General features: G+C 68.0%; 20 protein-coding genes. 7 read left to right on the forward strand and 13 right to left on the reverse strand.

All coding sequences use genetic code 11. The annotated features are described in order from the left end of the window. Positions 1 to 713 precede the first annotated feature (713 nt). Entirely contained in the window at positions 714 to 1,085 is a 372-nt protein-coding gene (locus tag ABIA38_RS43590) for a hypothetical protein (protein WP_424644594.1), read from the reverse strand. Between the two features lie 429 nt (positions 1,086 to 1,514). On the opposite strand from ABIA38_RS43590, the gene ABIA38_RS43595 reads away from it, so the two are divergent. Continuing rightward, a complete protein-coding gene (locus tag ABIA38_RS43595) occupies positions 1,515 to 2,804 on the forward strand; it encodes a DGQHR domain-containing protein (RefSeq protein WP_424644595.1) in 1,290 nt (429 codons plus the stop codon). Positions 2,805 to 2,842: 38 nt separating this feature from the next. Here ABIA38_RS43595 and ABIA38_RS43600 read toward each other — a convergent pair whose 3' ends face one another. After that, positions 2,843 to 3,067: a hypothetical protein gene (locus ABIA38_RS43600; protein ID WP_424644596.1), complete on the reverse strand. Its 225-nt coding sequence runs from the start codon at positions 3,065 to 3,067 to the stop codon at positions 2,843 to 2,845. Between the two features lie 670 nt (positions 3,068 to 3,737). Between ABIA38_RS43600 and ABIA38_RS43605 the strand changes: the two genes are divergently transcribed. The 3 genes from ABIA38_RS43605 to ABIA38_RS43615 all read left to right on the forward strand — a co-directional run bounded on the left by ABIA38_RS43605 (position 3,738) and on the right by ABIA38_RS43615 (position 7,564). Further along, positions 3,738 to 5,243, forward strand: a complete 1,506-nt coding sequence (locus ABIA38_RS43605) for a hypothetical protein (RefSeq protein WP_424644597.1) — start codon at positions 3,738 to 3,740, stop codon at positions 5,241 to 5,243. 295 nt (positions 5,244 to 5,538) lie between these two features. Further along, positions 5,539 to 6,332, forward strand: a protein-coding gene (locus tag ABIA38_RS43610; protein WP_424644613.1) for an IS5 family transposase whose coding sequence is annotated in 2 segments (ribosomal slippage) — positions 5,539 to 5,868 and positions 5,871 to 6,332 — 792 coding nt in all. Because the reading frame shifts where the segments join, the coding sequence is not laid out codon by codon here. A 260-nt stretch (positions 6,333 to 6,592) separates the two neighbouring features. Next, entirely contained in the window at positions 6,593 to 7,564 is a 972-nt protein-coding gene (locus ABIA38_RS43615) for a helix-turn-helix domain-containing protein (RefSeq protein WP_424644598.1), read from the forward strand. Positions 7,565 to 8,612: 1,048 nt separating this feature from the next. Here the strand turns inward: ABIA38_RS43615 and ABIA38_RS43620 are convergent. The 6 genes from ABIA38_RS43620 to ABIA38_RS43645 form a co-directional block, all read right to left on the reverse strand. After that, complete coding sequence (locus ABIA38_RS43620) at positions 8,613 to 9,080, reverse strand: DNA phosphorothioation-associated protein 4 (RefSeq protein ID WP_424644599.1); 468 nt, start codon at positions 9,078 to 9,080, stop codon at positions 8,613 to 8,615. Further along, positions 9,080 to 11,140 carry an AAA family ATPase gene (locus tag ABIA38_RS43625; protein WP_424644600.1) on the reverse strand — a complete coding sequence of 687 codons (2,061 nt, stop codon included), beginning with the start codon at positions 11,138 to 11,140 and terminating at the stop codon, positions 9,080 to 9,082. The genes ABIA38_RS43620 and ABIA38_RS43625 overlap by 1 nt, the downstream gene beginning before the upstream one ends. Further along, entirely contained in the window at positions 11,137 to 11,301 is a 165-nt protein-coding gene (locus tag ABIA38_RS43630; RefSeq protein ID WP_424644601.1) for a hypothetical protein, read from the reverse strand. The genes ABIA38_RS43625 and ABIA38_RS43630 overlap by 4 nt, the downstream gene beginning before the upstream one ends. 32 nt (positions 11,302 to 11,333) lie before the next feature. Next, positions 11,334 to 13,490, reverse strand: coding sequence for a DEAD/DEAH box helicase family protein (locus ABIA38_RS43635; RefSeq protein ID WP_424644602.1), 2,157 nt, complete (start codon positions 13,488 to 13,490; stop codon positions 11,334 to 11,336). Beyond that, positions 13,487 to 14,218, reverse strand: coding sequence for a hypothetical protein (locus ABIA38_RS43640; RefSeq protein ID WP_424644603.1), 732 nt, complete (start codon positions 14,216 to 14,218; stop codon positions 13,487 to 13,489). Before ABIA38_RS43640 ends, ABIA38_RS43635 begins: the two co-directional genes overlap by 4 nt. 178 nt (positions 14,219 to 14,396) lie before the next feature. Then, complete coding sequence (locus ABIA38_RS43645; RefSeq protein ID WP_424644604.1) at positions 14,397 to 14,624, reverse strand: hypothetical protein; 228 nt, start codon at positions 14,622 to 14,624, stop codon at positions 14,397 to 14,399. A gap of 6 nt (positions 14,625 to 14,630) precedes the next feature. On the opposite strand from ABIA38_RS43645, the gene ABIA38_RS43650 reads away from it, so the two are divergent. Both ABIA38_RS43650 and ABIA38_RS43655 read left to right on the forward strand, forming a co-directional pair. Then, the gene (locus ABIA38_RS43650; RefSeq protein WP_424644605.1) at positions 14,631 to 15,482 is read left to right on the forward strand and encodes a hypothetical protein; all 852 of its coding nucleotides are present in this window, start codon (positions 14,631 to 14,633) and stop codon (positions 15,480 to 15,482) included. Positions 15,483 to 15,696: 214 nt separating this feature from the next. Beyond that, on the forward strand, positions 15,697 to 17,301 hold the full coding sequence (locus tag ABIA38_RS43655; RefSeq protein WP_424644606.1) for a DGQHR domain-containing protein: 1,605 nt from the start codon (positions 15,697 to 15,699) through the stop codon (positions 17,299 to 17,301). Positions 17,302 to 17,663: 362 nt separating this feature from the next. Here ABIA38_RS43655 and dndE read toward each other — a convergent pair whose 3' ends face one another. The 4 genes from dndE to dndB are packed head-to-tail and all read right to left on the reverse strand — an operon-like array spanning position 17,664 to position 22,707. Continuing rightward, positions 17,664 to 18,041: a DNA sulfur modification protein DndE gene (gene dndE, locus ABIA38_RS43660; protein WP_424644607.1), complete on the reverse strand. Its 378-nt coding sequence runs from the start codon at positions 18,039 to 18,041 to the stop codon at positions 17,664 to 17,666. Then, on the reverse strand, positions 18,031 to 20,031 hold the full coding sequence (dndD, locus tag ABIA38_RS43665) for a DNA sulfur modification protein DndD (protein ID WP_424644608.1): 2,001 nt from the start codon (positions 20,029 to 20,031) through the stop codon (positions 18,031 to 18,033). The genes dndE and dndD overlap by 11 nt, the downstream gene beginning before the upstream one ends. Continuing rightward, positions 20,018 to 21,577, reverse strand: coding sequence for a DNA phosphorothioation system sulfurtransferase DndC (gene dndC / locus ABIA38_RS43670; RefSeq protein WP_424644609.1), 1,560 nt, complete (start codon positions 21,575 to 21,577; stop codon positions 20,018 to 20,020). The genes dndD and dndC overlap by 14 nt, the downstream gene beginning before the upstream one ends. Further along, positions 21,574 to 22,707, reverse strand: coding sequence for a DNA sulfur modification protein DndB (dndB, locus tag ABIA38_RS43675; protein ID WP_424644610.1), 1,134 nt, complete (start codon positions 22,705 to 22,707; stop codon positions 21,574 to 21,576). Before dndB ends, dndC begins: the two co-directional genes overlap by 4 nt. 94 nt (positions 22,708 to 22,801) lie before the next feature. On the opposite strand from dndB, the gene dndA reads away from it, so the two are divergent. Then, positions 22,802 to 23,935, forward strand: coding sequence for a cysteine desulfurase DndA (gene dndA, locus ABIA38_RS43680; RefSeq protein WP_424644611.1), 1,134 nt, complete (start codon positions 22,802 to 22,804; stop codon positions 23,933 to 23,935). Positions 23,936 to 23,940: 5 nt separating this feature from the next. Here the strand turns inward: dndA and ABIA38_RS43685 are convergent, their stop codons facing one another. After that, entirely contained in the window at positions 23,941 to 25,392 is a 1,452-nt protein-coding gene (locus ABIA38_RS43685; RefSeq protein WP_424644612.1) for a DNA phosphorothioation-associated putative methyltransferase, read from the reverse strand. Positions 25,393 to 26,104: the final 712 nt, after the last annotated feature.

The following is a 26,104-nucleotide window of genomic DNA, read 5'->3' on the forward strand; positions in this document are numbered from 1 at the left end:
CCCGCCCGGTCCAGTGGTGGTTTCCAGGCCCCGGGGTTCGTCGATTCCAGGCTCGAAGCCTTGCGCGCGCAGGAGGACCGCGAGATCACGGTCGGCGGGGTCGACGTCATAGACGCCGGCCTCCTTGCCCAGGCGGATCCCGATGCGTATGGGGCTGTGCGCCCTACCTTGGGACATGGTCGGGCCTGTTCACCTCGTGCCTCCCGGGAAGTCGCCGTCGTAGGCGGGGAGGTGCGCGCGAGGCGCGGGTTGTGACGGGGAAGTCGGAGGCGGGTGCGCGGCTCGAAGGCGACGGCGGGATTGGCGGGTCGCTCGACGTGTTCGGTCGAAGATCCGGGGAGTGGCGCATCCGCGTACAGCGCGAACGGTCTGCGCCGAGTCGGTGCGGGTGGGTTCGTGTCTGCCGGCGGCGGCCGGACCTCGCGTGACGAGTCCTGGGGGGCTGCGCGCCACGGGTCCGCACCGATCGGGCGTCCGGTCCGGGTTTCCGGTTTCTGTCGGGTTGTTGGTGTACGGCCCGCCTCGTGGCCTCCGAGGGATGTTAGCCCGTGGGGTGTAGGTGCGCTGGAGGCGGCGGCGCGCCCCGATCGGGGTGTGTGGTCGTGGTGCGGTGCGATCGGCGCCGGGGAGGTTCCCGCTTGGGTGTTGCGGTAGGTGGGTGGTGCGACTGGCCGTGGGGTGGGACCAGTCGATCGGGCCGGGTCGTGACAGGGTTAGTGGGGGGCGGTGGTCCACATGTGCATCGAGCCGTGGAGGGCGTGGGCGTGGAAGGCCATGTGTCCGGAGGTCGGTGCTCCGTCGCGCGTGGATGCGTGAGGAAACGGGTGTGCCGTGCAGGCGGTATCGGGGGTCGGCGCGGTGCACGGCGGAGGGAGTGGGGGTGTGGCGGGTGTGGTGTCGGTGACGGCGTCCTTCGGTGTGGTCGTGTCCTCGTCGTCGTGAGGGACGGGGGCCAGTCGGGTGACCGCCCGTTCGAGTCCGGTGAGCAGGCCGACGATGGTTTCGCGTGGGTCCTTGATCGCGGCGAGCGTGGTGGAGGCGATGGAGGCCATGCGGGTTCGGGCGCGGGTCAGGAATCCGTTCACGGGTCCACTCCCGCCGGGTCGTGGCGGTGGGACGAACGAGGGGACGGAGGCCCGGAGTTGGTGGTGATGCTGGGGAGCATTGGCGCTGAACTCACTTGTCCTGAACGGGGGTCGACGACCCCCGGGTTCCTGTGACCGTTTGGTTGGTGCCATGGCGCGCGCAAGTATTGACGTCTCACTGACCCCAGGAGACCTCAGTGAGCAACAACAGTACTCATGTTTGCACAAACATCCACCGTCTCATTGACAACATGAATCCATTTTCTCGATGATGAGCTCGAAGTCGGGGTCGTGAAACGGCGTTCGGCACGGCCGACGCGCATCGCTCGACGAAGGCGTCCGAGAGGCCGACGACCGCGGGATACCGTGCGGACTCGGGTCGGTTCCGACCCGATCGCGATGACGCGACGTTCGGTGAGAGGTGTGGGGATGGCGACGATCGTGCCGGTGATCCGGGGGCGCATGGGTGCCACGGACTTCTATCAGTGCAAGATGAAGGCGCGAGAGCTCGTCGCGGTGGCCCGTCCCGCGCGCGAGGTGGACCGTTGGGCGAACGTCGGCATCGAGGAACGGTTGCAGCGCGAGCTGAACGACAGGCGCGTGCACAACGAGATCGTTCCCTACCTCGCACAGTCGAAGGACCGGTTCTTCGGCTCGATCATCGTGCTGGTGGTCGACGCGAAGCTGTCCTTCGAGTCGTTGGACAGGATCACGAACAAGCTGCACGCGGCGTACCGGTCGGTGTCCGAGGACATCGGCTTCCTGACCCTCGACGGCGGCGAGTTCATCGTGTTGGACGGTCAGCATCGCCTCGCTGCGCTGCGGGAGGTCATCCAGTCTCCCGTGGTCGAGGGCAAGTACGTCCAGGAGGTGCCCAACGACGATCTCGTCGTGGTGTTCGTGCCGTTCCAGAGCGCCGAGCACACCCGCCGCATCTTCAACAAGGTCAACCGCAACGCCAAGCCCACGGGTCGGGGCGACAACATCATCACCAGCGAGGACGACGGCAGTGCGATCCTTACCCGGTGGCTGCTGCGGGAGGGTGAACCCCTGGGGGTCACCGACAACAAGGGCGAGCTCCTCGTGAACTGGCGGAGCAACACCATCGCCGACCGCAGCCGGCAGTTGACGACGATCAGTGCCGTGTACGACACGGTGCAGACGGTGCTCGAACTGCATGGCCTGCGGGAGGAGTTCGACGAGAAGAAGGCGGTGGTGCGACCGGACGTGCAGCGTCTGGAGGAGTCGTACGAGCATGTGAAGAACTGGTGGCTCGCGGTGCTGGAGGGGCTGGACGCCCTCCGGGAGGGATTGCGCTACCCCCATTCCCTGGCGAGCATCCGTCTCGACGCCGAGAAGTGGAGCCTGTTGGTCAAGCCAGCCGCCCACATCGTGCTGTTCCGCGGGCTCCGACGGGCGGTGGAGCAGGGTGTGGATCTGCGGGTCGCGGTGGAGCGGGCGAACAGGCTCGAATGGGGGGTGAAGGACGAGATCTGGCGGGACGTATTGATCGCGCCCAACGGGCGGATCGTGGCCCGCAACGAGAACTTCGAGGTCTCGGCCGACCTGCTGGGCTACCTCCTGAGCGGTGAGGTGATGTCGCCGACAGATCGTGAGAGCGTGCGTCATCGGGTGGCCAGGCACCTCGGTCGCGAAGGACAGCGGGCCCCGGAGCCGGGGCTGGAGCGGTACGAGCTTCCGCAGCCGATCGGGGCGTGACCGGCGGGGCGCGGTGCGTCGCATCCCCCGGAGCGCGTTCACCGGGTCCACAGACCGCGGAGCGCACGCAGCATCCTGTGGAAGTGTTCGAGCAGCAGGCTCAGGACGCGATGCGCGGCGGTCCGACGGGCGGGCACGCGCGACCAGATCGCGGGCAGGACGACGCCGACGTACACGAGCAGGAACAGCAGCAGGCTCAGGAGTCCGAGGGGGCCCAGCAGGGTTGCGGTGGTGGCCAGGAAGTCGCGCGGGGCGTGGTTCATGTGTCCTCCGAGGAGTGGGTCCTTCCGGCTGTGTGCCGGGCGATGCGTCGACGATGGCCGTCCGACGGGGTGTCCTGCAGCCTGGTGCGGACAAGTGGACGGCGGTCGGGCGAAGCCGCAGGTGGTGGAGTGCGCGGGAGCGGTGTCCAGTGGGGTGTCCAGTGGACGGGTCCGGGCGTTGGACACGAAGGGACACGGGGCGGGCGCCATGAAGCCGGCGGATGTGGACAAGTACCGGCGTTCGGAGCTGGGCCTGGCATTGGCCGCCGTGGGTCGGGTCCATCGGGAGGATGTCGCCAGGGAGGTGTTTCCCTCCCTGCGCGGACTGGCAGAGCTGGTGAGGATGTCCCCGTCCACGGTGGGTTCGTGGTTGAACGGGGATCGCCCTCCGGGGTCCGAGGAAAAGCTGATCAAACTGATCAGGGTGTTGGGGGAGGCGGCTCGTCGGGCACCCCCGCTCTCGTCCGACGCGCGGGCGTTGAACTGGGACCCGTCCTGGTGGATCTTGTTGTTTCGCGCATTTCAGGAGACCCGACGGAGCGGGGTCTCCGCCGGGATCTCGGCAGGACTGGCCGGGCGGGCGCTGGACGCGGCGCGGGACCGGGAGCGTCGGGACCTGCTCCCGGACAAGCCGCAGGAGGTGTCGTGGTGGCCTCCGCAGATGTTGGGGGTGCGGCCGGCGATCTCCGATGCGGAACGCGGCGAGAAGGGGTTCGTTCTGCCCGCCTACGTGGTGCGTCCCCACGACGGGCAGCTGCGGGAGCGGCTCGAGGGGATCGGGAAGGGGAGGCACGCGGAGTTCGTGTTGCTGCACGGGGTGTCCTGTTCGGGCAAGAGCCGGACGGCCTTCGAGGCGGTGACCGAATGTCTGCCGGACTGGGCGCTGGCCTTCCCCAAGGACGCGAACAGCCTGTTGGCGCTGTTGGAGCCGGCCACGCTCGGTGAACGGACGGTGTTGTGGTTGGACGGCGTTCATGATTACCTTCATGGCGCCCAAGGCGACGACTGCGCGGCCGCGTTGCGCCGGCGGCTCGAACTGCCCGGGCCGATGGTCGTGTTGGCAACGGGGTGGGACACGCTCGACCAGGCCCCGGAACCCGTTGCCTATGGTGGACGGGAGGGTGTGATGCACCTGCGTGCGTTGGCGAAGTCGGCCGTGTCGATCCCGGTGCCCGGCTCGTTCTCCTCCTCGGAGATGGAGGAACTGCGTGTGGCCGCTCGTTCGGACCCTTCGCTGGCGCTGGCGGCCGAGGCCGCGGCCGATAGTGGACGCGTGACGCAGACGTTGGCCGCGGCGGGGAAGCTGCTCGCCCATGCCAGGAACGGCGGTGGTTCGTCGGGGGTCTACGGCAGGGCGTTGCTACGGGTGGCCATGGACGCCCGTTGTCTGGGCGTCCGGGGACCGCTTCCGTTGGTCTTTCTCAGGGACGCCATTCCGGGGTACCTGAGCTCTCGGGAACGGGCCGAGGCCCCTGGCGACTGGTTTCGCGGTGCGGTCGAGTTCGGGCGTACCCCGGTCGAAGGCGTGGCGTCCGCGTTGACGCCGGTGGTGCGGGCAGAGGGCATGGGAGCCGCCGAGGACGTGGTCGGCCTGGACGGGACGTTGGAGTATCACGCGTGCACGTCGCGGCATGCCCCATGGCCTTCCGAGACCTTCTGGTCGGCCGCCGTAAAGCATCTGGTGGAGGTCGACGATCTGCGGATGCTGTCGTTTTCGTCTTTGGCGGGTGGGGACGGCGACGTATCGCTGCGCCTGTTCCATCACGCACACGTGCTTGCGGCCTCCGACGACGACGATCGTCTGCGGCGCGCGTTCGCGGAGTTCGACGCCGCGGAGCACACGACGACATCGGTGCTGGCGGGGTGCGCGGACGCCCAGGACATCGCAATGGTCGAACAGGCCCGGGTGATGATGCGACGTCTCGCGTACTACCGGGAGACGAATGGGGCGGACTCCCCGGCTCGGCGGCGAGCGTCGGGGTCACCGAAGGAAGTCGCGCAAGTCGTCGAGGCGTTGGCGTTCTGCCTGCTGTCCATGGTGTGGACGTTCGCTGGGGAGAAGGACGAGATCGGGCGGCGCCTGGGGGATGCGGCAGGCACGGGTGACCTCCTGGCTTCGCAGCTGCGAACGTGCACGAAGTTGTTCGAACGCGTCCGGAGCTGCTTCGGCGAATAGGCGGCGGCGTGGGGCATGATCTTGTCCAAGCCGAAGCGGCGCACCACAGCTGTCACGCCGAGCCAGGCCGGAACGCTGGCAGAAGCGCGCCAGCCAGGGCCAGCCGAACAACGGCGAGCGACCCCCACGCGAGTGGGACTTCGCGTTGCCCTTCTCTTCCACGCCAACGCGCTGCGGCTCACCCCCACGCATGTAGGGACTTCAAGGGTGGCGCGGCCGACGACATCGAGCACTTCATTGGGCACTTAGAAGTCGTCTCATTTGGATTGATCGGTAGTCTGATGCGGTGACGCTTGTGGAGCGGTTGGTGCCGGACGAGCTGTGGGAGTTGTTCGAGCGGGTGGTGCCGTCGAGGCCGACCCGTCCGCAGGGTGGTGGTCGGCGACGGCACGGGGATCGCGAGGTGTTGGCCGGGATCGTGTTCGTGGCGACGTCCGGCTGCACGTGGCGGCAGTTGCCGCCGGTGTTCGGCGCCTCCTGGCAGACGATCCACCGCAGATTCACGGAATGGAGTCGCGCCCGCGTGTGGGCGAGACTCCACCGTGTCCTCCTGGACGAGCTCGGCGCGCGGGGCGAGTTGGACTGGTCGCGGTGTGCGGTGGACTCGGTGAACATGCGGGCCTTGAAAAAGGGGAGTTGACGGGTCCGAATCCTGTGGATCGGGGCAAGAACGGGTCGAAGATCCACTTGCTGACCGAACGCACCGGTCTGCCGATCTCGATCGGGATCTCCGGCGCCGACACCCATGACAGTCAGGCCCTGATCCCGCTCGTCGAGGGCATCCCGCCGATCCGCTCCCGCCGCGGACCCCGGCGCCGAAAGCCCGCCAAGCTTCACGGCGACAAGGCCTACGACCACCGCTTCATCCGCGCGTACCTGCGGAAACGCCATATCGCCCACCGCATCGGCCGCCGTGGCGTCGACTCCTCCCGACGCCTGGGCCGCCACAGGTGGGTCGTGGAGCGAACGGTGGCCTGGCTCAACGCGTTCCGCCGACTCCACCGCCGATACGAGGTCAAGGCCGCTCACTTCGGCGCCTTCGTCAGCATCGCAGCCGCACTCATCTGCTACCGGCGATACGCCAAATGAGACCATCTCTTAGCCAAGTACGCCGACAGCAGTTCGATGCGTTCGCCTCGCACGACGGTGGTCCTGCCCATGGGCGCCTCCTCGGCGGCTCGGGTCCGCCGTCCGGGGTGGCACCGCATTGTCCGTGATCGGTAGCTGGCGCACACGACCGGAGTAGGCAACCTTGCGTGCGCCCCACGATCCCATTCGATCGTGACTTCACACCTCGAAATCCCGGCGTACCTTGGCAGCAGACGCACTCACCATCCCCGGGGGCATTCATGGACCTGCCGGCTGACCTGACGAGGGGCGAGCGAATCGAGTGGCTGAGGACGCGACGCGGCACGAGCAGGCCCGTTCTCGCGGGCCTTTGCGGACGCGGCCCGGACTGGCTGAAGAAGATCGAGTCAGGCGAGCGCGAACTGCGCGACTACAGGCTGATGCTGCGGCTCGCGTCTACTCTTGGGCTGACGGATCTTGGAGTCCTCACCGGCACCGGAGAGGTGATGCAGCCCGTGTCCCCAGCTCTGCACCACGAGTCGATGCCAGATATCTGGGCGGCTGTCAAGAAGCGCAATTACTCGGCCGTCCGGCTGGATGAACGGCCGGATGTGGCGGCTCTGTGCTCGCGTGTCGAGGCTGCCCGGACGCTCTGGCACGGCTCGCAGTACAACCACACCGAGGTCGGTGCGCTCCTGCCGGATCTGATCGGCGACGGCGAGGTCGCGATTCGTGTGCTCGACGGGCGTGAGCGGCGTGATGCGTATGCAGTCCTGGTCACGATCTACCACCTTGCGCAACAGCACATCGCCCACATCGCGCCCGCCGAGTTGGTGTGGGTGGTCGCGGACCGCGGCATGTTGTCCGCGCAGTACGCGGATACCCCGGAGGCACTCGCGGGCGCGGCTTGGTGCTACGGCAACGCGTTGCGCGAGACGGCCGACGGGGACGAGGCGCTGGCCGTGGTGATCGACGCGGCGGGGGCGATGCGGCCTCATCTGGACGACCTCGGCGAGGAGGCGAGGGGCCTGTACGGTGCGCTGCATCTGCATGCCGCGATCACGCACGCGAAGTACGGCCACGACGGGGATGCCTGGGCACATTGGCAGCGCGGCGACGCCACGGCGAAGTCGCTGCCGGCTGGGTACCCGCACCCGTGGACGGTGTTCGGGCGGACGAACGTGGACATTCACGCGGTCTCGGTGGCGGGCGATCTGCTGCGCGCGGGAACGGCGCTGGAGTACGCGGATTAGGTCGACCCGGAAACCATGCCGTCGACGGCGCGGCAATCGCGCCTGTGGACGAAGAGCGCGGTGTAGTCGGCCGCGCCCCCGGGGAGTTGAACCTCCTTGCAGGGGGCTTCTTCATGTCCTGGTGAGGCTTCCGTTACTCACGGGAGTTTCAGGGGAACCCTAGTCCCTTCGGGGGCCAGGTGCGAGAGCACGGGACAACTCGCCGGTCGGCGTGTCGCCCATCCGGGCGGGCCGGTGTCAAGGAATTGCTCGTGTGAACTTCCGCCGTCCGGCGGAGGGTTCCCGGGATCTGTCGTGGGTGCATGTTCGGGGAGGTGACCGGGGGACGCCGGTTGTGACGTCCCGCCGGTGAATCTCTTTCGGCGCTGTGCGGTGAAGGTCCGCGTGTCCGGCCCGCGTTGCGATCCGGCGGAGGTGGAACTGACGGTGTCCGGCGGCGCGACGGGGGTGTCCGGACACGCCCGCGACGGGGACGCTGTGTCCGGCGGACACACCGTGTCGCTGTCCGGTCCGGTGTCGTGTCGCGTGTCCGGTGTCCAGCCAGCCGGTGTCCGGACGCGATGTTGGTCGGGCACGCGTGTCGCCTCGTGTCCGATGGCGGTGTCGCATCGGACGGCATCCGTCGAGTCGGTGTCCGGGTCGGACGGCGGGAACGACACGCGTGTCGGTCGGCCAAGTTGCGTGACCTGTGCCGGAGTCAGTTGGGCGACACGGTGTTGAGGAGTTCGCGTGATGCGTGCATTCTCGCGGTGGCCGTGCCCGTGTCCGATGTCCGGCCACGAGGCGGGCCTGTCCGGTGGTGTCCGTTCGTGGCGGTCGCCGGTGTGTCCGGTTGTTCGGTCACGGTGTCCGATCGTCGTCGTCCGGTGGCGGGTGGGCGGAGGGCGACTTCTCCGGTGTGTCGCCTGCCGGATCCCCGAGGGCGGATGCGGCGACGGTCGGACATGCTCCGGCCGCTCGTCTCCGACGACCGACGAGCGGGCGGAGCGTGTCCGGGGCGTGTGGTCGGTGTCCGATGGCGGGCCCCGCCCGTGCCGGTGAGGCGGGGCTACTCCCAGACAAGTTTTCCGACGTCGAGGATCTCGCTCACGACGTCGGGCTTGGTGTCGGGTGTCTCGGCGAGGGCATCCAAGACGAGGTTGTTCACCACGTCCGAGATGTTTCGGCCGCTGGTGTTGAGTTCGCCGCGGATGAAGTTGAGGCCGGTGTTGGCGTATTCCTCGAAGATTCGCACGCGGTCCTGGAGTCGGTCGTCGGCCAGGATCTTGGGGTCGTCGGTGACCCGGGCCGCGGCAAGGAGGTCGACGAGGATTTCCCCGTGGGTCCTGTTGCCGAGACGGGAGAGGTTGATCGGTTCGTCGGTCCTGGTGAAGGGGGTGGGTACTCCCTTGCGCGCGCCCAGGGTGGCCGCGAACATCATCGCCTCGTAGAGCGTGGTGAAGGGCCCGTCCTTGGTGGTCATGGCGATGAGCAGGTCTTCGTGATCGGCGGGGCGCCGGAATCGGTCCTCGGCCATCAGGGGGTCACCTCTTCCAGGACGGTGTGCTCGAAGTCGCCGCGGGTGACGTAGGGAACGGCGCGGCCGGAGACGGTGATGGTCTGTTCCTTGGCGTCGGGCTTGGAGGTGACCGAGCGCAGGACGTAGACCCGGGTGGCGGCGGCCTGGAGGCGTTCCATGACTTGGCCGCGGGCCTGGGACTGGGACAGCATCGTGACGATCTGGGTGGTCAGTTGGGGCAAGGCCTCGGCAACCTGGTTCTGGTACTCGATGTCGAGGTTTCCGAAGGGCGCGTCCATGACGACCGGGTAGATGCCGCCGCCTTCGAAGGTGTCGCCGCTGGGGGACTGCCTGCGGTTGTGGATCTCGAAGGCCATGTCCGCGACGGCGCCGACGAAGGACAGGCCGAGGATCTGGTTCTCGCCGGTGCTGCGGATCGCTGCGGGCCCAGTGGTGTCGGCGTGGATCTGCAGGTCGAAGGAGGCGGTGAGTTCGGGAGTGAACGGCTTGATGCAGATGCGCGAGAAGACGTTCTTGACCTTGGTGTCGAGTTCCGTGCGGATCTCCTCGGTCTTGAGGCTGAGGATCTTTTCGAGCGCTTCGAGGACCTCATCCACGAGGGCGATCTGTTGTTGTACGCGCTGTGCCTCCTTGTCCCGCACCTTGGCGGCGTGGAAGGCCCGGCGCTGCTTCACGATCTCCTCGTCGAGGCGCTCGATCTCCTTGGTCGTTTCCTGCAGACTGTCGGACGCGTCATAGCGTTTGCCCTCGTACTCGCTGCGGCGTTGCTCCAGGCGTTGGACGTCCGAGACATCAACGTCCTTGAGTTTCCGGTCGATGTCGCTGCTTTCGGCGTCGAGGCGGTCGATGCGATCCTCCGCTTCCCGAATGTCGGCGGTGATACCACGGAGGTCGGTGCGCAGCGCCTCGCGGGCGTCCGTCAGTCGCGCGGCGTCGCCGCGGAGGTTCATCCACCGCACCTGGACGTCGACGAGGCCGGCTCCGTGGCGGCGTTGGCTGAGGGCGGCGTGTCCGGGTGATCCCGGCGGGACGGGGGTGTTGCACATGCATTTTCCGTCTTTGAGCAGCCCGTCGATGAAGTCTCGTTGCACACCCGCCGGGAGTTGGTGTCGGCTGCGCATGTCGTCGGCGAGGTCGATGACGGCGCGGTCGATGCAGGTGGTGAAGGCGATGAAGCCTCTCTCGCCGAGGATGCGTTGTTTGCGTTCTCGGAGCTCCTTGCGGCGGATCTTCTCGGCGCGGCGTTCCTCGTCGAGCTGGACGCGTCGCTCTTGGAGAGGTGCGGCGTGCTTGTTCTCCATAAGGGCGCGCCCGGCCTCCTCCGCCTCGTGTCGGTAGCTGGCCATGTCCTGGGACAGTTGTTGTGCGCGGCGTTCGGCGTCGGCTTTGAGCTTTTCGAGCTTTTCTCGGTTCTCGGCGAGGGGCCCGAGGCGGCTGTCGCCGAGTTTGCGGGCCTCGTTGGTCAGTCGGCGGGATGCCTCGGGGAGGTGGTCGCTGATGGCGCGCTCGATGGTCTCAAGGCCGAGGAGGGTCTTGATGGCCTCTCGGACGTCGCTGTTGCCTTTGCCGGCGAACATCTGTTCCGCGCGTTCGCCGTTGAAGAAGAAGAATCGGCGCAGGCCTTCGGGGAGGATCTTCTCGATGCGGTCCTGGCCGTTCTCGATCTTCTTGCTCTCGCCGTGCTGGTTTTCGGTGACGAGGACGGGCCAGGGGCCGGTGAGGTTCTGCGCGGGTGCGTCCTTGGTGACGGCGGCGTGGCGGTGAACGGTGACGATGACGCCGTCATGTTCGAACTCGAGCTTCACCGAGGCGGTCACGGGTAGATCGAGTGAGGTCTCGTCCCAGACGCGGTCGTTGATGATCCGTTCCTGGTATTCGACGTCCTTGGTGAAGGTGCCGTACAGGGCCCAGGTGAAGGCGTTGAGGAGGGTCGTCTTGCCTGCGCCGTTCATGCCCAGGATCAGGACGACGGGTTTGTCGTCGTGGACGTTGAGGTCGAGGACGTGCTTGCCGTGGAAGACGCGGAAGTTCTCGACGGTGAGTCTGAGGAGTTTCATCGGGTGAGCTCCTTTGCGGCTTCCACGATCCTGTTGGTGAGGAGCGAGGGCTTCTTTACGTGGAGGTATTCCTTCTCGAGTTGGAGGACCCTTTTGGCCAGTTGCTGGGCTGCGGGCGACAGGGCTTCGAGGATCTGGATGGGGGTTTCCCGGGTAGTCATGGCTTTCCTCGTGCTCGGTGGGTGCGGGCGTCCTAGATGTCGTGCAGGCCGAAGCGGGTGCGTAGGGGGCGCAGGGTATCGAGGGTGGTGGCCTCGTTGTCGGAGAAGCGCGCGAACTCGGTGACGCGGGTCAACTCGCGGGCGACCATGCGGCGTTCCGTCTCGCGTCTGAGGCCGCCTTCGTCGTCGGGCGGGATGACGACGAAGTCGACGATGTCGGCGTGGTCCTTGCCGGGGGCGCGCCTGAGGACGCGGCCGCGGCGTTGGATGAACTGTCTGGGGTTGGAGGAGCTGGCGAGGAGGTAGGCAGTGCGGGCAGCGGGGATGTCGACGCCTTCGTCCAGGCAGCGCATGGAGGCCAGGACCTGGAGATCGTCGCCGGAGGCGAAGCGGTGGAGGAGTTCGAGGCGCTGGGGGCGGGGGGTCTGGGCGGTGTAGGAGGCGGTGGGCATGCGGAGTTCCCGGCCAACAAGGTCCATGGCTCGGTGGAGTTGGGTGGGTTCGTCGGTGGTGTGGGTGTCGGTGGCGAGGGGATGTCGGCCTTCGGCGCAGTACAGGAGTTGGTGGCGGTGGTCGAGGCGGCGGAGGATCTGTCCGCGCAGGGCGGGGATCTTGGCGCGGGCGTGTCCGAGGATGTTGGCGCGTTTGCGCAGGAGCATGCCCAGGGGGCTGTCGGCGTCGGCGTCGTCGGCGTTGCCGTGGGTGGCGAGTGCCTTGGCGATGGCTTCGGTGACGCGGCCGTACAGTTCGCTCTCCTCGTCGTCGAGTTCGACGAGCACGGGTGTGTAGGTGTAGCGGCACAGGGCGCCGGCTCGGATGGCGTCGCCGATGCCCATTTCGAAGACGATGTCGCCGAAGTACTGCTGGAGGGCGGCGGTTCCGGTGTCGTCGAACCAGCGTTCGGGAGTGGCGGAGAGGCCGAGGCGGTAGGCGGCGGTGTGGGGGAGGCGGTCGCGCAGTCGTTGGGCGCCGAGGTTGTGGACCTCGTCGGCGATCATCAGGAGGTGGCCGCGGTGGCGCGCGAGGAGTGTTTGGAAGGTGTCGCCGCTGAAGGTCGCATTGGTGGTGACGATCACGCCGCCGGAGGCGGCGCGCAGGGCCAGGGCGTCGGTGAGGGCCGAGGCGCGGTCGTGCCAGGCGCCGACGGACTCGTAGGCGCGGATGGGGGTGACGCCGAAGCGTTCGATGTCGGTGGCCCATTGGTCGACGAGGTGTTGGTAGGGGGCGACCACGACGGTCAGCAGGGGGCCGGCGTCGTGGTGGGCGATCTGCTTGGCGAGTTGGGCGCCGCCGGTGAGGGCGGTGACGGTCTTGCCGGTTCCGGTGGCCATGCGCAGGAGGATGCCGCGGCAGCCGTGGGCGAACCACGCCTCGACGGCGTGTTTCTGGTAGTCGCGGACGGTGAGACCGATGGGGATGGCGAGGGTGCCGTCGGGGTGGGGGCGGGGAAGGCTGATCAGGGTGCCGTCGGGGAGGGTTGTCCGGGGGGCGGTGTGTGGTGCGGCGCGGGTGGCGTATTCGTCGAGGAGCGGTCGGGCGGCGTCGGTGAAGGTGAAGACCCGCAGGAACCGGGTGCGGTCGTGCCAGAGGTCGTCGAAGTCGCGGGCGATGCGTTGGGCGCGTTCGCGGTCGGGGGTGAGCCAGCTGCGGAAGACCTCGACGGATTCGAAGTTGCCGACAAGTCCGGGCAGGGTCTCGTTGGCGCTGCCCTTGAACGCGACGGTGTCGTGGGTGTCGTGGAAGACGCCGATCTTCTCGTGATAGATGCCGACGCGGTCGCGGTCGAGGATGTAGGCGAGTTTGATATCGAGACGGCCGTGGGCGACAAGGCGACCGAGTTGGCCGATGCCGGCGGCGGCCTGCGGGTCCTCTGCGGCTTCGTTGAGGTCGCGGAGGGCGGCGTGCTCCAGGACGGCGCGCAGGGCGTATCCGGCGCGGAGCTGGTCGATGTCCTCGGTGCGGAGCTGGGGTGAGGCGACGATGCGCATGTAGCCGCCGTGGTGGGCGAATTCGTCGAGTCCGTGGCCAAGGACGGCCAGGACGGAGGCATTGAAGTAACCGACGGCGCGGTCGTAGCGCGTGGAGGCGGCCAGGGCGGGGAGGTAGAAGTCCTCGACGAGGTGGGCGCGGTCGCTGCGGTAGTCGCCGTGTATGGGGGTGGTGCGCAGGGTGGCGGGGTCGCGGGTCATGCGAGTCCCATCAGGTCGAGGAGTTCGCGGGTGAGAGCGCCGGGGTGTGCGGGGTCTTGGGGTGGTGGTGCTGTCCGGGACTCGGGTGGGTCGGTGTCGGAAGGGGGATCGAGGTGGTGGACGAGGCCGTTGCGGGTGGTGAGCGGTGGTGTGGCAGCGGCGGCGCGGATGGTGGCGGTTTGGAGGGAGAAGTCGCGGGTGAGGGTGCGTTCGAGGTCGTGGAGGGGCATGGGGCCGCCTGCCTTGTCGAGTTCTTCGACGATGAGGTCGTGGGCGTTGCTGTAGGGGCGTAGTCCCCATGCGGTCAGGGCCCAGGTGTCGATGTCGCTGCGGGTGAAGCGGTCGTCCCTGGCGAGTCGGGTGTTGAGGACGCGGGGCTGGAGTCCGCCTCCGATGCGGGCGACCAGAGTGGGGGTGGAGAGGGGGTGGTCGGCGGATCGCAGGTGCTTCAGGGCCTGTTCGGCGACGATGTCTCGCTGGCGTGCGGTGGGGTCGGGGGTGATGTCGAACAGGGTTTCGGCGACGGGTGCGTCGGAGGTGGGGCGGGGTGCCGGCGGGGTGTCGGCCGCCGGTGGGGGCGGTTCCTTGGTGGGTGGGCGTTGGTCGTTGTCGCGGGTCGCATCGTGTGCGGTGGCTGGCGTGGGGTGGGGGACGAAGGCCTCGGACGTGGGGAACTCGGGGACTGCCGCGTGGGGTTCGACCTGCGATGGTCGAGGCTGTGACGTCATGGTGACCACACTGTCGTATCGGTGAGACGACTTCACCCGGACGGGGATCGTGGTGGGGTGTGGGGCGGGCCGCGTGGTGGATCAGGGGAGTTTGGCGGTCGGGGGCGTGGGCTGATCGGGCCGGGACGCGGTGGGGCCGACCGTGCCCCCGGGGCGGGCACGGTCGGCCGTCGGTGGGTCAGGAGACGGGGGCGCGGCGGTAGGTGTGGTTGCGGTGCCAGGCGAAGTAGGGCTCCCGTTCGGGGGTCCACCAGGTGGTGGTGCGGTTTGCGAGGTAGGCCTGGACGTGTTCGGCGACGTGGGGGGAGTCGTCGACCTCCGGGCTGACGCGGATATGGCCGCCGGGGTCGAAGCTGATGTGTCCGCTCTCGTAGAGGCTGTCGCAGCCGAGGACGCAGGCGAGCATGCCGACGTGCCCGAGGTCGCGGCGCTCGTTCTCGTCACAGTGGGCGCGCTTCTTGATGTGTGCGGCGATGAGGAAGCCCTGGGGGAGGACGCGGCCGCACAGGGCGCAGGCGTCGGACCAGCCGAGCAGGTACTGCTTGAGGTGGCGCTGTTCGCCGCGGCGCTTGAGGGTGGCCTCGATCTCGAGCGGACCGTCGAAGGAGACGGGTTCGTGGTCGAGGAGGGTGAGCGAGTCGGAGGAGCGCAGGGGCAGGACGTCGTCGAGGTCAAGGAGTTCGAGGAGGAGGTCGCCCTCGAGGTCGCTGAGGTGGGTGAGGTTCTGGACGTTGCGGTTGGGTTTTTAGTCCAGGAGCCGGCGGATCTCGTCGATAGGGACATCGTGTCCGCGGACGGAGCCGACGGCGTACATGTGTTCCCAGGTCTGGCCCTGGTCGTCGGTGCCCCACAGGCGCTTGGCGAGGGCGGGGTTGTGGAAGGTGGCGACGACGATGCCGCTGAGGTAGGCGCGTTTGTCGCCGGAGAAGAAGACGCGGTCTCCGGGGCGGATCTTGTGGGCCTTGCCGACGTTGGCGCCGTTCTTGCCGGGTGTCACTCCCCACAGCCGGGCGGTGCCGTCGGGGAAACTGGCCGCGAGTTTCTCTCGGGTCGCCGGGTCGAGGACGTCGTGGTGGTGGGCGAGGATGACGGCGGTTGCGATGGTGTCGAGGTAGTGGCGGTGGACGGTCGTGTCGGAGAGGCGGGCGGGCTGGAAGAAGACGTGCACGTGGTTCCCCCGGGCGGGTGTCGCGCGTCGGTGCGTGAGCGATTGCGTCACGAGCCGGCGGCTTGTTTCACTGAGATCCTGCTCTGTGTTCGGTGAACATACCCGAATGTCTCGAGACATGAAAGTAAGTTCGGAGACTTGCTCGAAGTTGTGCAGACATGGAATCATCCTGTGGTGACATCGCCCTTCTCTCTCGAGACGGGCGGGACGGTCCGCGCCGGGGCGGGGAGCCTTGTCGGATCGGTGACCGCCACCGACCCCGAGTCCCGTACGCCGCGCCGTGACCGTCGAACGAACCATCGGAGAAACCATGGACGACCAGAACTCGGCCGAGCTGGCCGCCGAGATGGATCAGATCAACGGGCACTGGGACCGGGCGAAGGCCGTGCTGGCGCGGCTCCTCGACGACCACATCAAGCAGGAGGACGCGCTGTTCGTGGAGGCGGCCCGGATGGGCGGCAGTCCCTCCTACATCGCGTCCACGTCGTTGGAGTGGATCCGCAACCACGTGCGGTTGGCGAACACGATGCCGCTGCTGAAGCGGAGCTTCGACCCGGAGACCGGCAAGCTGCGGATCGACGAGGAGAGCATCGAGATCATCTCCCAGCGCGCAATCGACTGGTCGCGCGAGGCCGTCCTGGCGAAGTATCTGATCGAGCGGGACAACCACAAGTTCCCGCCGATCCTCGTGGTGCTGGGGCAGCCGTGGGTGGACGATCCCACCAGCGACCTGTGGGACGAGGACGGCGCCGCCCGCGAGACGTCCACCACGTTCGAGGCCCTCGACGGCCAAGGACGGGTGGGAATGCTCAAGTTGGGTCCCACCAGCTCGCTGTACGTCTTCGACGGTCAACACCGCCTGATCGGTATCGCGGCCGCCCTGCGCCTGATCACCTACGGCCGGCTGGAGGTGCGCGACCGGGAGGGAGACGTCAAGAGCGACGAGGTGCTGGTGCTGGACGACCTCGTCGAGGAGTACGGCCTCGACGAGACGCGGTTGCAGCAGTTGGGCGCGGAGCGCATGGGCGTGGAGATCATCCCCGCCGTCATCCGGGGTGAGACCCGCGCGGACGCCCAGCGGCGGGTGCGGAGCATCTTCACCCACGTGAACAAGCAGGCCTCGCCGCTGACCCCGGGCGAGGTGGCACAACTGGACGAGGACAATGGCTTCGCGATCGTGGCCCGTCGCATCGCGGTCGAGCACCCGCTGTTCAAGATCGTCAGGAACGCGGTGAATTTCAAGAACAGCACGATCACCAAGCGGTCCGCGCATCTAACCACGCTGCAGACGCTCACCGAGATGGCCAAGCGGTATCTCACGGCCGACGAGAGGTACGCGGGGTGGGGTACAAAGGGTCGCGAGCTGGCCCGTCGGCCCGTCGACGAGGAACTCCTGCGCGGACGTGCCGACTTCAAGGAGCTGTGGGACCACGTCGCCGATCTGCCGACGTTCCGCGGCATCGTGGCGGGGCAGTCGCCGTCCCGGTATCGCCGATTCGAGCACGAGGTCGAGAAGGGCAGCGGGGGCGGGCAGGGGCACATGCTGTTGCGCCCGATCGGCCAGCAGGCGCTGGGCCAGGCGGTCGGCGTGATGCGGGCCGAGGGAATGTCGTTGGACGACATCTTCGCGAAGGTGGCCGCGATGGACGGGGCGGACGGTCTGCGCCTGGACCTCGTGGGGGGTCCCTGGTGGGGGGTCCTGTACGACTTCAACGGCCAACGGATCAACACCAAGGGCCTCGAAACGGCCGTGAAGCTGCTGTGTCACCTGATCGCCGGCCTGCCCACGGACAGGGACCGCCGCACCCTGCGCGACCTGGTCGCGGACGCGCGCTCCGTCGGGGAGAACGAATTCCGAGACTACAACGGGGAGATCGTGCCCCGCAGCAAGATCACCCTGCCCACGCCCTGGTGACCCAGGACAGCGCCGACGCATCCTGGGCGGTGACCGGGTCCGGCCTACGTCGGGTTCGGACGGTAGGCGGGTGCGTTCGCGGCACCGGGCGCGCGGTTACGACGTCGGGTGGATCGTCCGATGGCCGTGCGGTGGGCCTCCCCGGCCATCTTCCGGAGGCGTTTGCGCATCTGCGCCTGCCGCGTGTTTTCACGGCATGATGGTTGAGGCACGGAGCAATCGTGTTCTTGGGGTAGTCCCGACCGCCCGGGGCAAGGTCCTCGATGCGGTCGACCTCGAGTATCGCCAGGCCTCATCACGGTGGGCTCGTATCCTGCCCGCTCGCGGAGCCGGGTGGCTTCGGGCCACCCGGCCGTCCGCGGTCATCCCGCGGCGCTCATCACCAGGTCCTGGATGGTGTGCAGGTCCTTGCGGCCGGCCATGTAGCCGATGCCGCGGTGGAGGTGGATGGTCAGGGTGCGGGAGATCGCCTCGTCGGTGGGTTCCTCGCCGTCGCGCAGGCAGCGTTCCTTGAGCAGGGCGAGGTAGATGTCGCCGTACTGGCCGGTGAACGTCTTCCAGCTCATCTCGACGTTGGAGTCGGTGGTGATGTCCCGGACCAGTGGGACGGAGGCTTCCTGGAGGGAGTAGGCCAGTGCCCAGCGGCACAGGACGTTCCAGTGTTTGATGCCGGTCACGCGCTTGAGGCGGATGAGTTGGTCCCGGGCCGGCTGGGACAGGCGGATCGTCTCAAGCGACATGGGCTTCTCCGGTCGGCCACAGGTAGCCCTGGCGGACGCTGGTGGTGAGGGTCTCGTTGTCGTGGGTGAGGGTGTAGGTCCGGGCGATGGAGGATTCGAGCTTGTGGAACAGGCGCTCGTCGATCTCCTCGTCCGTGGACAGCAGCAGGACCTGGTCGCCGGCGTGCGGGAAGTAGCGCTCGACGAGTTGTTCGCGGTGCTTGCTGTCGAGGCGGCCCAAGGGGGTGTCGATGACGCTGGGCAGGCGGTTGCCGGCGACGCGAGCCACGCCCCAGAGCAGGGACAAGGCGAGGAGCTGGCGCTCGCCGGCGCTCAGGCGGGTGGAGTCGAGGGGATGCCCGTCCGTTCCGGTGAGGGCGAGCGAGAAGTCCCCGGTGTCTATGCGCAGATCCGCCACCAGGTTCTTCTTGCGCATCAGCTTGCTGAAGCTGTCCAGGACGGCGACCTCGAGTCGGCCGATGTGGCGGGTCAGCAATGCCGCCGAGTATCGCCCGAGGACCTCCCGGGTGGTTTCGGCGTAGTTCTTGACCCGGGCTTCAACCCTGTCGGTTTTTTCGTGGAGGTTCTGCTTGCGCAGTTCGCGCTCCAGTTCGGCATTCTGACCGCGCTGTCGGGCTCTGAGTTCTTCCAGGTCTGTGTCGGTGCGGGCCAGTTCCGCACGCAGCGAGGAGACCTTGTCCAGCGCGGCGGTCTGCGCGTCCATCAGTTTGCGGATCTCGTCCTCGTCCTCCGGTTTGGAGGCGAGAAGACGGTCGGTGGCGTCGTAGCGGGCCTGGTCCTTGATGGCGCGTTCGACCAGTTCCACGGCGAGAGTGCGGTCGCGGGTCAGACTCTCGCCCAGCGCGGACAGCTGGGCGAGCATGTCGTGCGGCACGTTGAGTTCGCGCGGGGCACGGGCCTCGGCGTCGCGACGGTCGCGATCCGCCCGGAGTTCGCGCTCGATCGAGGCGACGCGGTCGGGGGTGCTCGTTTCCCGGAACAGGTCGGTGAGCCAGGTGTCCCGTTCCCGCAGGACGTTCAGGACCTCGGCGGCCTGGTCCGCGCGGTGTTCGCGGTTCGCGTGCTCGCGGACGGTGTCGAGCTGTTCGTGCAGGAGCAGCAGGGGGAGAGGTCCAGCGGCGATGGTGGTGACGAGGGTGTCGTTCGTGGCCTTGAGGGCGGCGGCGACACCGTCGTTCTCGGCCTTGAGGGTGGCGAATCGGCGGAAGACCTCCCCGCCCTCCTTCGCGAATCGCACCCGTGCCTGTTCCGCGCGGTACACGGCGGTCTTGAGGTGGGTGTTCACGGAGCCGCGTCGTTGGACCGCGTCGGCGATGGCGGCGGCTAGGGCCTCGAGTTCGTTGCCGAGGTCCGCGATCCTGGCCTGGGCGTTCTCGTCGGCCACGCTGGTCTGGAGTCGGCGTTCCAGGACGAGGAGGTCGGCGCGCAGGCGTTCGACTCCGCTGATGCCCAGAAGGGATTCCACGGCGGAGCGGATGACGTTGGAGGCCTTGTCGGGGTCCGCGAGTTCCTCGAGTTTTTCGCCGTCGAAGAAGAAGAGCGAGGCGACGTCGAGGGGGAGCAGGCCCTCGATGTGGTCGACCCAGCCCTCGCTGAGGCCCCACTCGGGTTTGCCGTTGACGGTGATCTCGAGCTTTTCGTCGATCTTCCTGCCGGAGGGGATCCGCCAGCTGCGGGTGACGCGGTAGCGGTGTTCCTCGCCTTCGAGCATGATCGAGAACTCGACGGCCACGCGTGCGCCGTCCTCGGGGTTCGCGAGGCGGTTGATGCTGTCGCGGAGGTAGCTGTCGTAGGAGGCGTTCCCTCGGCCGCTGCAGCGGGCGCGGTTGCCGTAGAGGGCGAGTTGGATCGCGTCCAGCAACGTGGTCTTGCCGCAGCCGTTGAGACCGCCGATGAGGACGATCGGGCGCCCCTTCTCGGTGGTGAGATCCAGCGACTGTTCACCCCGGTAGGCGCCGAAGTCGTGCAGGGTGATGTTACGCAGAAGCATTGCTGGTCTCTTCGTCCTCTGCCGGGGTGGTGTGGTCGGTCCCGGAGGCGATGCCGTCCAGGTCGAGGGACTGCTGTACGTCGGTGTCGTCGGGTGTCTGGTCGCGGGTGCCGACGCCTTCGAGTTCCTTCTTGAAGGCGAGGGCGTCCGCTTCGTCGACGTAGTAGCCCTTGACGATGGTTCTCTGCAATTCCTCGTACAGGCCGGTGCGGCGGGTCTTGGTGCGGAACCTGCGTTCGACGGCGAGGAGGTCGCGGGTCATGGAGTAGCGCAGTTCGTCGCCGTCGCAGATCTCGCGGAGGATGTCCATCTCGTCGGATCCCTGGGCGAGGTGGGCGTCGACGGGCAGGCCAGGGAACGTCTCGCCGTAGACCTCTTCGTAGATCTTGGGGAGGGCGTCCTGGACCTCGTGCTTTTCGAAGATCCAGATGCGCCGGATCTCGTGGAGCTCCTCCATGGTGATCAGCTCTATGCCGCGGACGTGTTCGGGGGCGTTGTCGCGGACGTGCTTCTGGGCCTGGAAGAGTTTCGTCAGCCAGTCGTGGCGGGACTTCTCGGTGTAGGGGCCGGGGATGACGCGGCCGTCGGTGATGAGTTGGACCTGGCCGTTCATCCGGCGGAAGTCGCGAAGGTGCTTGTCGTCGGGGACGTCGAGGTCGTTGCGCAGGTCGAGGAGGGGCTGCATCCAGTCCTTCTCCTCGTCGTTCTGGATCATGGCGGACATGGACTTGTCCTTCTCGACCAGAGTGCACGTCCAGCAGCCGAAGCGGCTGTCGCCGCACGAGGGCGTGGTGTTGTCCACGACCAGGGGGCATTCGCCGTCGGCGGACGCGCCCTGGTACATCGAGAGGAGGTCCTTGTTGTTGTGGCCCCAGGGGTTGGCCTGCTGCATGAGGAAGAGCCACACGTCGTCGGTGGTCCAGTCCTCGACCGGGCTGTAGACCAGCGAGTTGGGCAGGTTGCCGTTGGGGGAGAGGCGGTCGCGGACGCGGCGCTTCTCGTGTTTGGCCATGGACTTGGAGCGGGCCTGGCTCTCGCTCTTGCGGATGCCCAGGACCAGGATGGCCTCGCCGTGGCGGCGGACGACGCGGCGGATGAAGGCGTTCGAGGGGCGGATCTTGAGGCGTTCGGTGCACCAGCGGAACTTGGGGCGGGGGGCGGGGTAGCCGCGGCCGATGAGGCCGACCCAGAAGGTGTCCTTGACCTCGGGGGTGAGGCGGTGGGGCTCGATCGGGAGTTGCTGCTCGGCGGCCGCGGTCCGCATCGTCTCCAGGGACTGGGTGACCCAGCTGGCGACGATGGGATTCTCGACGAGGGTGTCGGTGCTGATGACGTGGACGGGCTTGGTGCGTTGTTCGGGCGCCAGGCCCTTCAGGGCCAGCCACACGAGCTGGAGGACCGCGGTGGAGTCCTTGCCTCCGCTGTAGCCGACGACCCAGGGAACCTCGTCGGCGAGATAGAGCTCGCGGATCTCCTCCGTGAGCTCCTTCACGACCTCGGACATGGCTCGGCCCTGGAACGGGGCTGTGCGGGTCGGGGTGCTCATGCGTCTCCTCGCTGGCGAAACGCGTCTTCGATCTGCTGTTCTTCCGGGGTGAGCGGCAGGTCCAGGCGCAAGCGCAAATAGTTGGTGGTCAGGCTGAGGTTGCGGTGTGACTTGGACACGCGTCCGGCGAGGATGGCGCGTCCGTCCCATTCGGGATTCGTCCGGGCCCAGTCCACCTTCTTGAGGCGTCCCATGTAGGGAAGCCAGTGGGCTGGGTCGGCCGATTCCCGCAGGAGCGTGTTGCCCACGCGTCCGAGGGCGTGCAGGGCGAGGCTGTGGCTGTGGAGGTACTCGCGTCGCACGTCGGGAGCCGGCAGCGTTCGTTCGCGGACCATGGCCCATTCCGGCACGGTGGCGTCGATCGCCTCCCAGAACTTCTGCGCGAGGGCCGGTGCCTGGGTGGAGTCGATCTTCAGGTTGTGGAGCAGGGCCTGGTTCCCCGAGTGGATCGCGCTGAGCGTGAACAACCTACGAGACCGGGCCGACAGCGTCGAGGCCTCCATCTCGACCTGTCCCTTGAATACGGGGGATCGCAGTGCGATCAGCCGGGTCAGGGCGGCGAGGTCGTCGCGGTGGTCGTAGAGCACGCCGATGGAGCGCGCGGGGCGGACGGCGTGGCGATTGAGGTCGGCGAACATCTGCTGGCAGCGGGACAGGCCGGAGTCGTGGAAGAAGACGACCGCGATGGTCTCGTCGCCCAGATCGGGATTCTCCCGCAGGGCCACCTCGATGGCGGCGCGGCGGTGCTGACCGTCGTTGATCAGGAAGCGGGCGGCCATGGGGATGCGGATCTGGCCGATTCTTATCCCCGGGCCGGCGGGGGCGGCGCCCTCGAAGCGCAAGTCCCCGTCGACGGAGGCGGTGAGCGCGCTGAAGACGTAGTCGTCGGGGTTGTCGAGGATGTAGCGGGTCAACGCCGGCAGGCGGCCCTTGTTGAGTATGCGCTGGGCGCGCACCTCGGGCGCGAGTTCCTCCTCGTCGAATACGAAGATCTTCGGGATGAGGCGGAGCGGACACATCGAGACGTAGAACTCGCGTCCTGCCTGAATGCCCCTGATCGCCGGAAAATTGTACTCGTAATCGGTGAAGATCGGAGTCTCGACGGATCCGGGCTGCGTACGTGATCCCACATGCGTAACGCTATCTTAGGTACGTCTCAATTTTCACGTTCGCATGGCTTGAAGCATGTGTCGTGGGCAACGTCGAAGGGGTGCGTGACGGTCGATGGTGGCCTACCTTGATGCTGCGGCCACGACTCGGGTGGACTCCCGGGTCGCGGACGTCGTCCTACATTGGATGACCGAGGATTTCGGCAACGCCGGGAGCCGCACCCACGAATACGGCGCTCGGGCCAAGGCTGCCGTCCAACGCGCCCGCGAGCAACTCGCCGGCGCCTTCGACGCCCGTCCGGACGAATTGATCTTCACGAGCGGGGCGACGGAGAGCAACAACATCGCGTTGTTGGGCCTGGCCCCGCACGGCGAGGCGTCCGGGCGTCGGCACATCATCACCTCGGCAAGCGAGCACAAGGCGGTCATCGAGCCGTTGGAGCATCTGCGGTCGCGTGGGTTCGAGGTCGATTTCCTGCCACCGGGTACGAGTGGCCGAGTCGAGGTGGAGGCGATCCGCGAGCGGCTGCGGCCAGACACGCTGCTGGTGTCGTTGATGCACGTGAACAACGAGACCGGGACGGTGCAACCGGTCGCGGAACTGGCCCGGATCCTGCGGGAGACGCCCACGTTCCTACACGTCGACGCGGCCCAGGGATTCGGGAAGCTTCCGGGGGATCTCACCGCCCCGATTGACCTGATCAGTGTCAGCGGTCACAAGATCGGCGCCCCCAAGGGGGTGGGCGCGTTGCTGATGCGTCGTCGCGGCTGGGACCGGATTCCGCTCGCGCCGTTGATGTTCGGCGGGGGACAGGAGCGCAAGTTGCGTCCGGGGACCCTCCCGGTGCCGTTGATCATGGGCCTGGCGAAGGCCGAGGAGGTCTTCCGCGAGGGCCACGCGGTGTGGCGGGAGCGGGCGGAAGTGTATCGGGAGGAGCTCTTGGACGCCCTCGCCGCGACGCGTTTTCGCCTCAACGGGGATCCGGTGCACACGGTGCCGCACATCCTGAACGTGTCGTTCGAGGACGTGGACGCGGAGGCATTGATCGTGCGGGTCAAGCACCTGGTGGCGCTGTCGACGGGGTCGGCGTGCACGAGCGCGTCCTACACGCCCAGCCACGTGCTGATCGGGATGGGGCTGGATCCGCTGGTCGCGGCCAACGGGGTACGGCTGTCGTGGGATCCGCGTCAGGCGCGGGACCTGGATCCGAGGGAGTTCGCCGCCCTGGTGGGCGAACTGCAGTCTTAGGCGGGTCAGTCGGGGTGCGCGGCGCGGCGGACGAGGCGGTGGCCGCGCAGGGTGCGCGCGCAGCGGTCGAGTTCGGCCTGCCAGCCGGTCTCGGTGGCGATCAGGTGCGGGCGGGCGTACAGGCCAGCGCGCGCCTCGGCGGCGGTCAGGCGCCGGTACTTGGGGGCGTCGGGGTCGTCGGGCGCGAGGAACTCGTGTTTGCGGTGCAGGACGGGTCGGTCGGGGTCGTCCGCGTGTGAGCGGAACGCGGCCTCGAGGGTCTTGAGGTCGACGGTGTACGAGCCGGCCAGGCGCGGGTGGGCGTCGGTGTCGAAGTCGGGGTAGTCGAGCCACGCCACGGAGCGCCCGCGGTGGGCGAGTTTGGCGATGGTCCACGTTGCGGGTCGACCGGCGGCGATCGCGGCGCAGTGTTCGTACAGGCGCAGCACGATGGGCAGGCGGTCGAGGGCGCGGCGGTGGACGTACAGCGCGGTGGGGGAGATCCTGCCGGCGGTGGAGGCGTGCATGGCGCCGTGGAGGTAGGTGTCGTCGCGGAGTTTGAGCAGGAGTCGGTCGGCGCGTCGGCAGGCTTCCTTGTAGGAGGCGAAGAAGGCGCGGACGTCTAGTTGGACGGGAAGCGGGAGGCCGCCGAAGGGTCCTCGTCCGTTGAAGAGTTCGACGGCGAGGAAGAGCAGGGTGTCCAGGGTGGTGCGGCGGGCGCCGGCGGCGGTCCTGTCGGGGTCGGCGGTGGTGCGGACCAGGCGGTGGACCTCGGTGGGTCGCAGGTGGCTCAGGAGGGCGGCCGTGGTGGGCGGCATTTCCTCGAGGCGGGGGACGCGGCCGCGGTGTTCGGTGTGGTCGACGGCGGCGGCGATGGCAGCGGTGGTGTCGCCGGTGACCGGCCACGGCACGTGGGGAATGATGCGGCGGGCCAGGAACGCGACGCGTTCGCGGTCGTCCTTGAACGCGTAGACGATGCCGGGGGCTGCTGCGACGCAGCGGGTGCCGGTGGTGTCGCGGACGAAGTCGCGGAGTTCGCGGGCGCCGAACAGGTGTTGGAAGGTGCCGCGGCCGGTGAGGATGCCGTCGGTGTACTCGTCGCCGTTGACGCGGGAACGGTCCCAGGTCAGGCGGGCGGAGGCGATCAGGACGGTGCTGGCGAGGTCCCAGGCGCGGCGCAGGGTCTCGCGGCGTTCGGTGGGGTCTTCGATGATGTTGAGGACGTAGGTGAGCAGGACGACGTCGGCGGGGGCGAGGGGGGCATCGGGCCGGTAGTGGGGGTCCCAGCCGTCGGCGGCGATCTCCATCCCGCGCAGGGTGCGCAGGTCTCCGCCGCGCCCGCAGCCGTAGTCCAGAACGCTGGTGTCGGGGGTGATCTGTCGGTCGGCGAGGGCCTGGCGGGCGGGGACCGACAGTGCGGTGCGTCCGATGGCGGTAAGTCGGCGGTCGCTGCCCCACGTTCGTGCCACGGGCACCATCCTGGACCACGCGCGGGGTGGGTGTCCGGCGGGTGGGGCTCCTGCGGGCTGGCTGGGGGCGAGTCGTGTCCGGGGATCGTCGGTGCGGGGTTGGGGTGGTGGGCCGACGGCGTGTCGGAGGGACCGGGTGCGTTGTTGCCGGGGCGCCGCGACCGGCTTTCTGTGCCGGGGGTCGCGCCCGTTCGCGTGACTGTGGGCGGGCGGGGCCGGGAGGAGTCGGGTCGCGGGTCAGTTGCGGGGCTGGGAGCGGGCGGACAGTTCGGTCGACGCCGCTGGTTCTCCATGGCCGTCATGGTCCGGAATGACCGACGTGACCGAAGCGACCGGACTTCCGACATGGGGCAGGGATGCCGGGCCGCATTCGTGGTTCGTTCGCTGCGATCGGTGGCGTGCCGGGAGGTGATTTGACGTCCCGGGTGGGGGATTCGGAGTGCGGAGCGACCGAGTCCTCAAATCGTTCGGGAGTTACGCGGGGCGGGTGGGTGGAAATCGGTCCCGAGGCGTGACCTGGTGCTTGGGTGGGTGGGCGGGTGCGAAATGACCTGCCATTCGAGGCTCGTTGTTGGGCGCTTCCGAATGGGGCTTGCCTGAACTTCGGCGGGCCACCGCCTGGTGGGCTTAGAAGTCGTCTCATTTGGATTGATCGGTAGTCTGATGCGGTGACGCTTGTGGAGCGGTTGGTGCCGGACGAGTTGTGGGAGTTGTTCGAGCG

Source organism: Embleya sp. AB8 (genome assembly GCF_049739465.1).
GTDB lineage: Bacteria > Actinomycetota > Actinomycetes > Streptomycetales > Streptomycetaceae > Embleya.

Coding starts and splice junctions, on each gene's coding strand:
- ABIA38_RS43645 (WP_424644604.1), bottom strand. CDS start 14,624: ATGCTCGCCTGCGTCCTCGGCTGCGACAGCCTCTACGAGAGCGGACAC.
- ABIA38_RS43630 (WP_424644601.1), bottom strand. CDS start 11,301: ATGACTACCCGGGAAACCCCCATCCAGATCCTCGAAGCCCTGTCGCCC.
- ABIA38_RS43640 (WP_424644603.1), bottom strand. CDS start 14,218: ATGACGTCACAGCCTCGACCATCGCAGGTCGAACCCCACGCGGCAGTC.
- dndC (WP_424644609.1), bottom strand. CDS start 21,577: ATGAGCACCCCGACCCGCACAGCCCCGTTCCAGGGCCGAGCCATGTCC.
- ABIA38_RS43600 (WP_424644596.1), bottom strand. CDS start 3,067: ATGAACCACGCCCCGCGCGACTTCCTGGCCACCACCGCAACCCTGCTG.
- dndE (WP_424644607.1), bottom strand. CDS start 18,041: ATGTCGCTTGAGACGATCCGCCTGTCCCAGCCGGCCCGGGACCAACTC.
- dndD (WP_424644608.1), bottom strand. CDS start 20,031: ATGCTTCTGCGTAACATCACCCTGCACGACTTCGGCGCCTACCGGGGT.
- dndA (WP_424644611.1), top strand. CDS start 22,802: ATGGTGGCCTACCTTGATGCTGCGGCCACGACTCGGGTGGACTCCCGG.
- ABIA38_RS43615 (WP_424644598.1), top strand. CDS start 6,593: ATGGACCTGCCGGCTGACCTGACGAGGGGCGAGCGAATCGAGTGGCTG.
- ABIA38_RS43635 (WP_424644602.1), bottom strand. CDS start 13,490: ATGACCCGCGACCCCGCCACCCTGCGCACCACCCCCATACACGGCGAC.
- ABIA38_RS43620 (WP_424644599.1), bottom strand. CDS start 9,080: ATGGCCGAGGACCGATTCCGGCGCCCCGCCGATCACGAAGACCTGCTC.
- ABIA38_RS43655 (WP_424644606.1), top strand. CDS start 15,697: ATGGACGACCAGAACTCGGCCGAGCTGGCCGCCGAGATGGATCAGATC.
- ABIA38_RS43595 (WP_424644595.1), top strand. CDS start 1,515: ATGGCGACGATCGTGCCGGTGATCCGGGGGCGCATGGGTGCCACGGAC.
- ABIA38_RS43685 (WP_424644612.1), bottom strand. CDS start 25,392: ATGGTGCCCGTGGCACGAACGTGGGGCAGCGACCGCCGACTTACCGCC.
- ABIA38_RS43625 (WP_424644600.1), bottom strand. CDS start 11,140: ATGAAACTCCTCAGACTCACCGTCGAGAACTTCCGCGTCTTCCACGGC.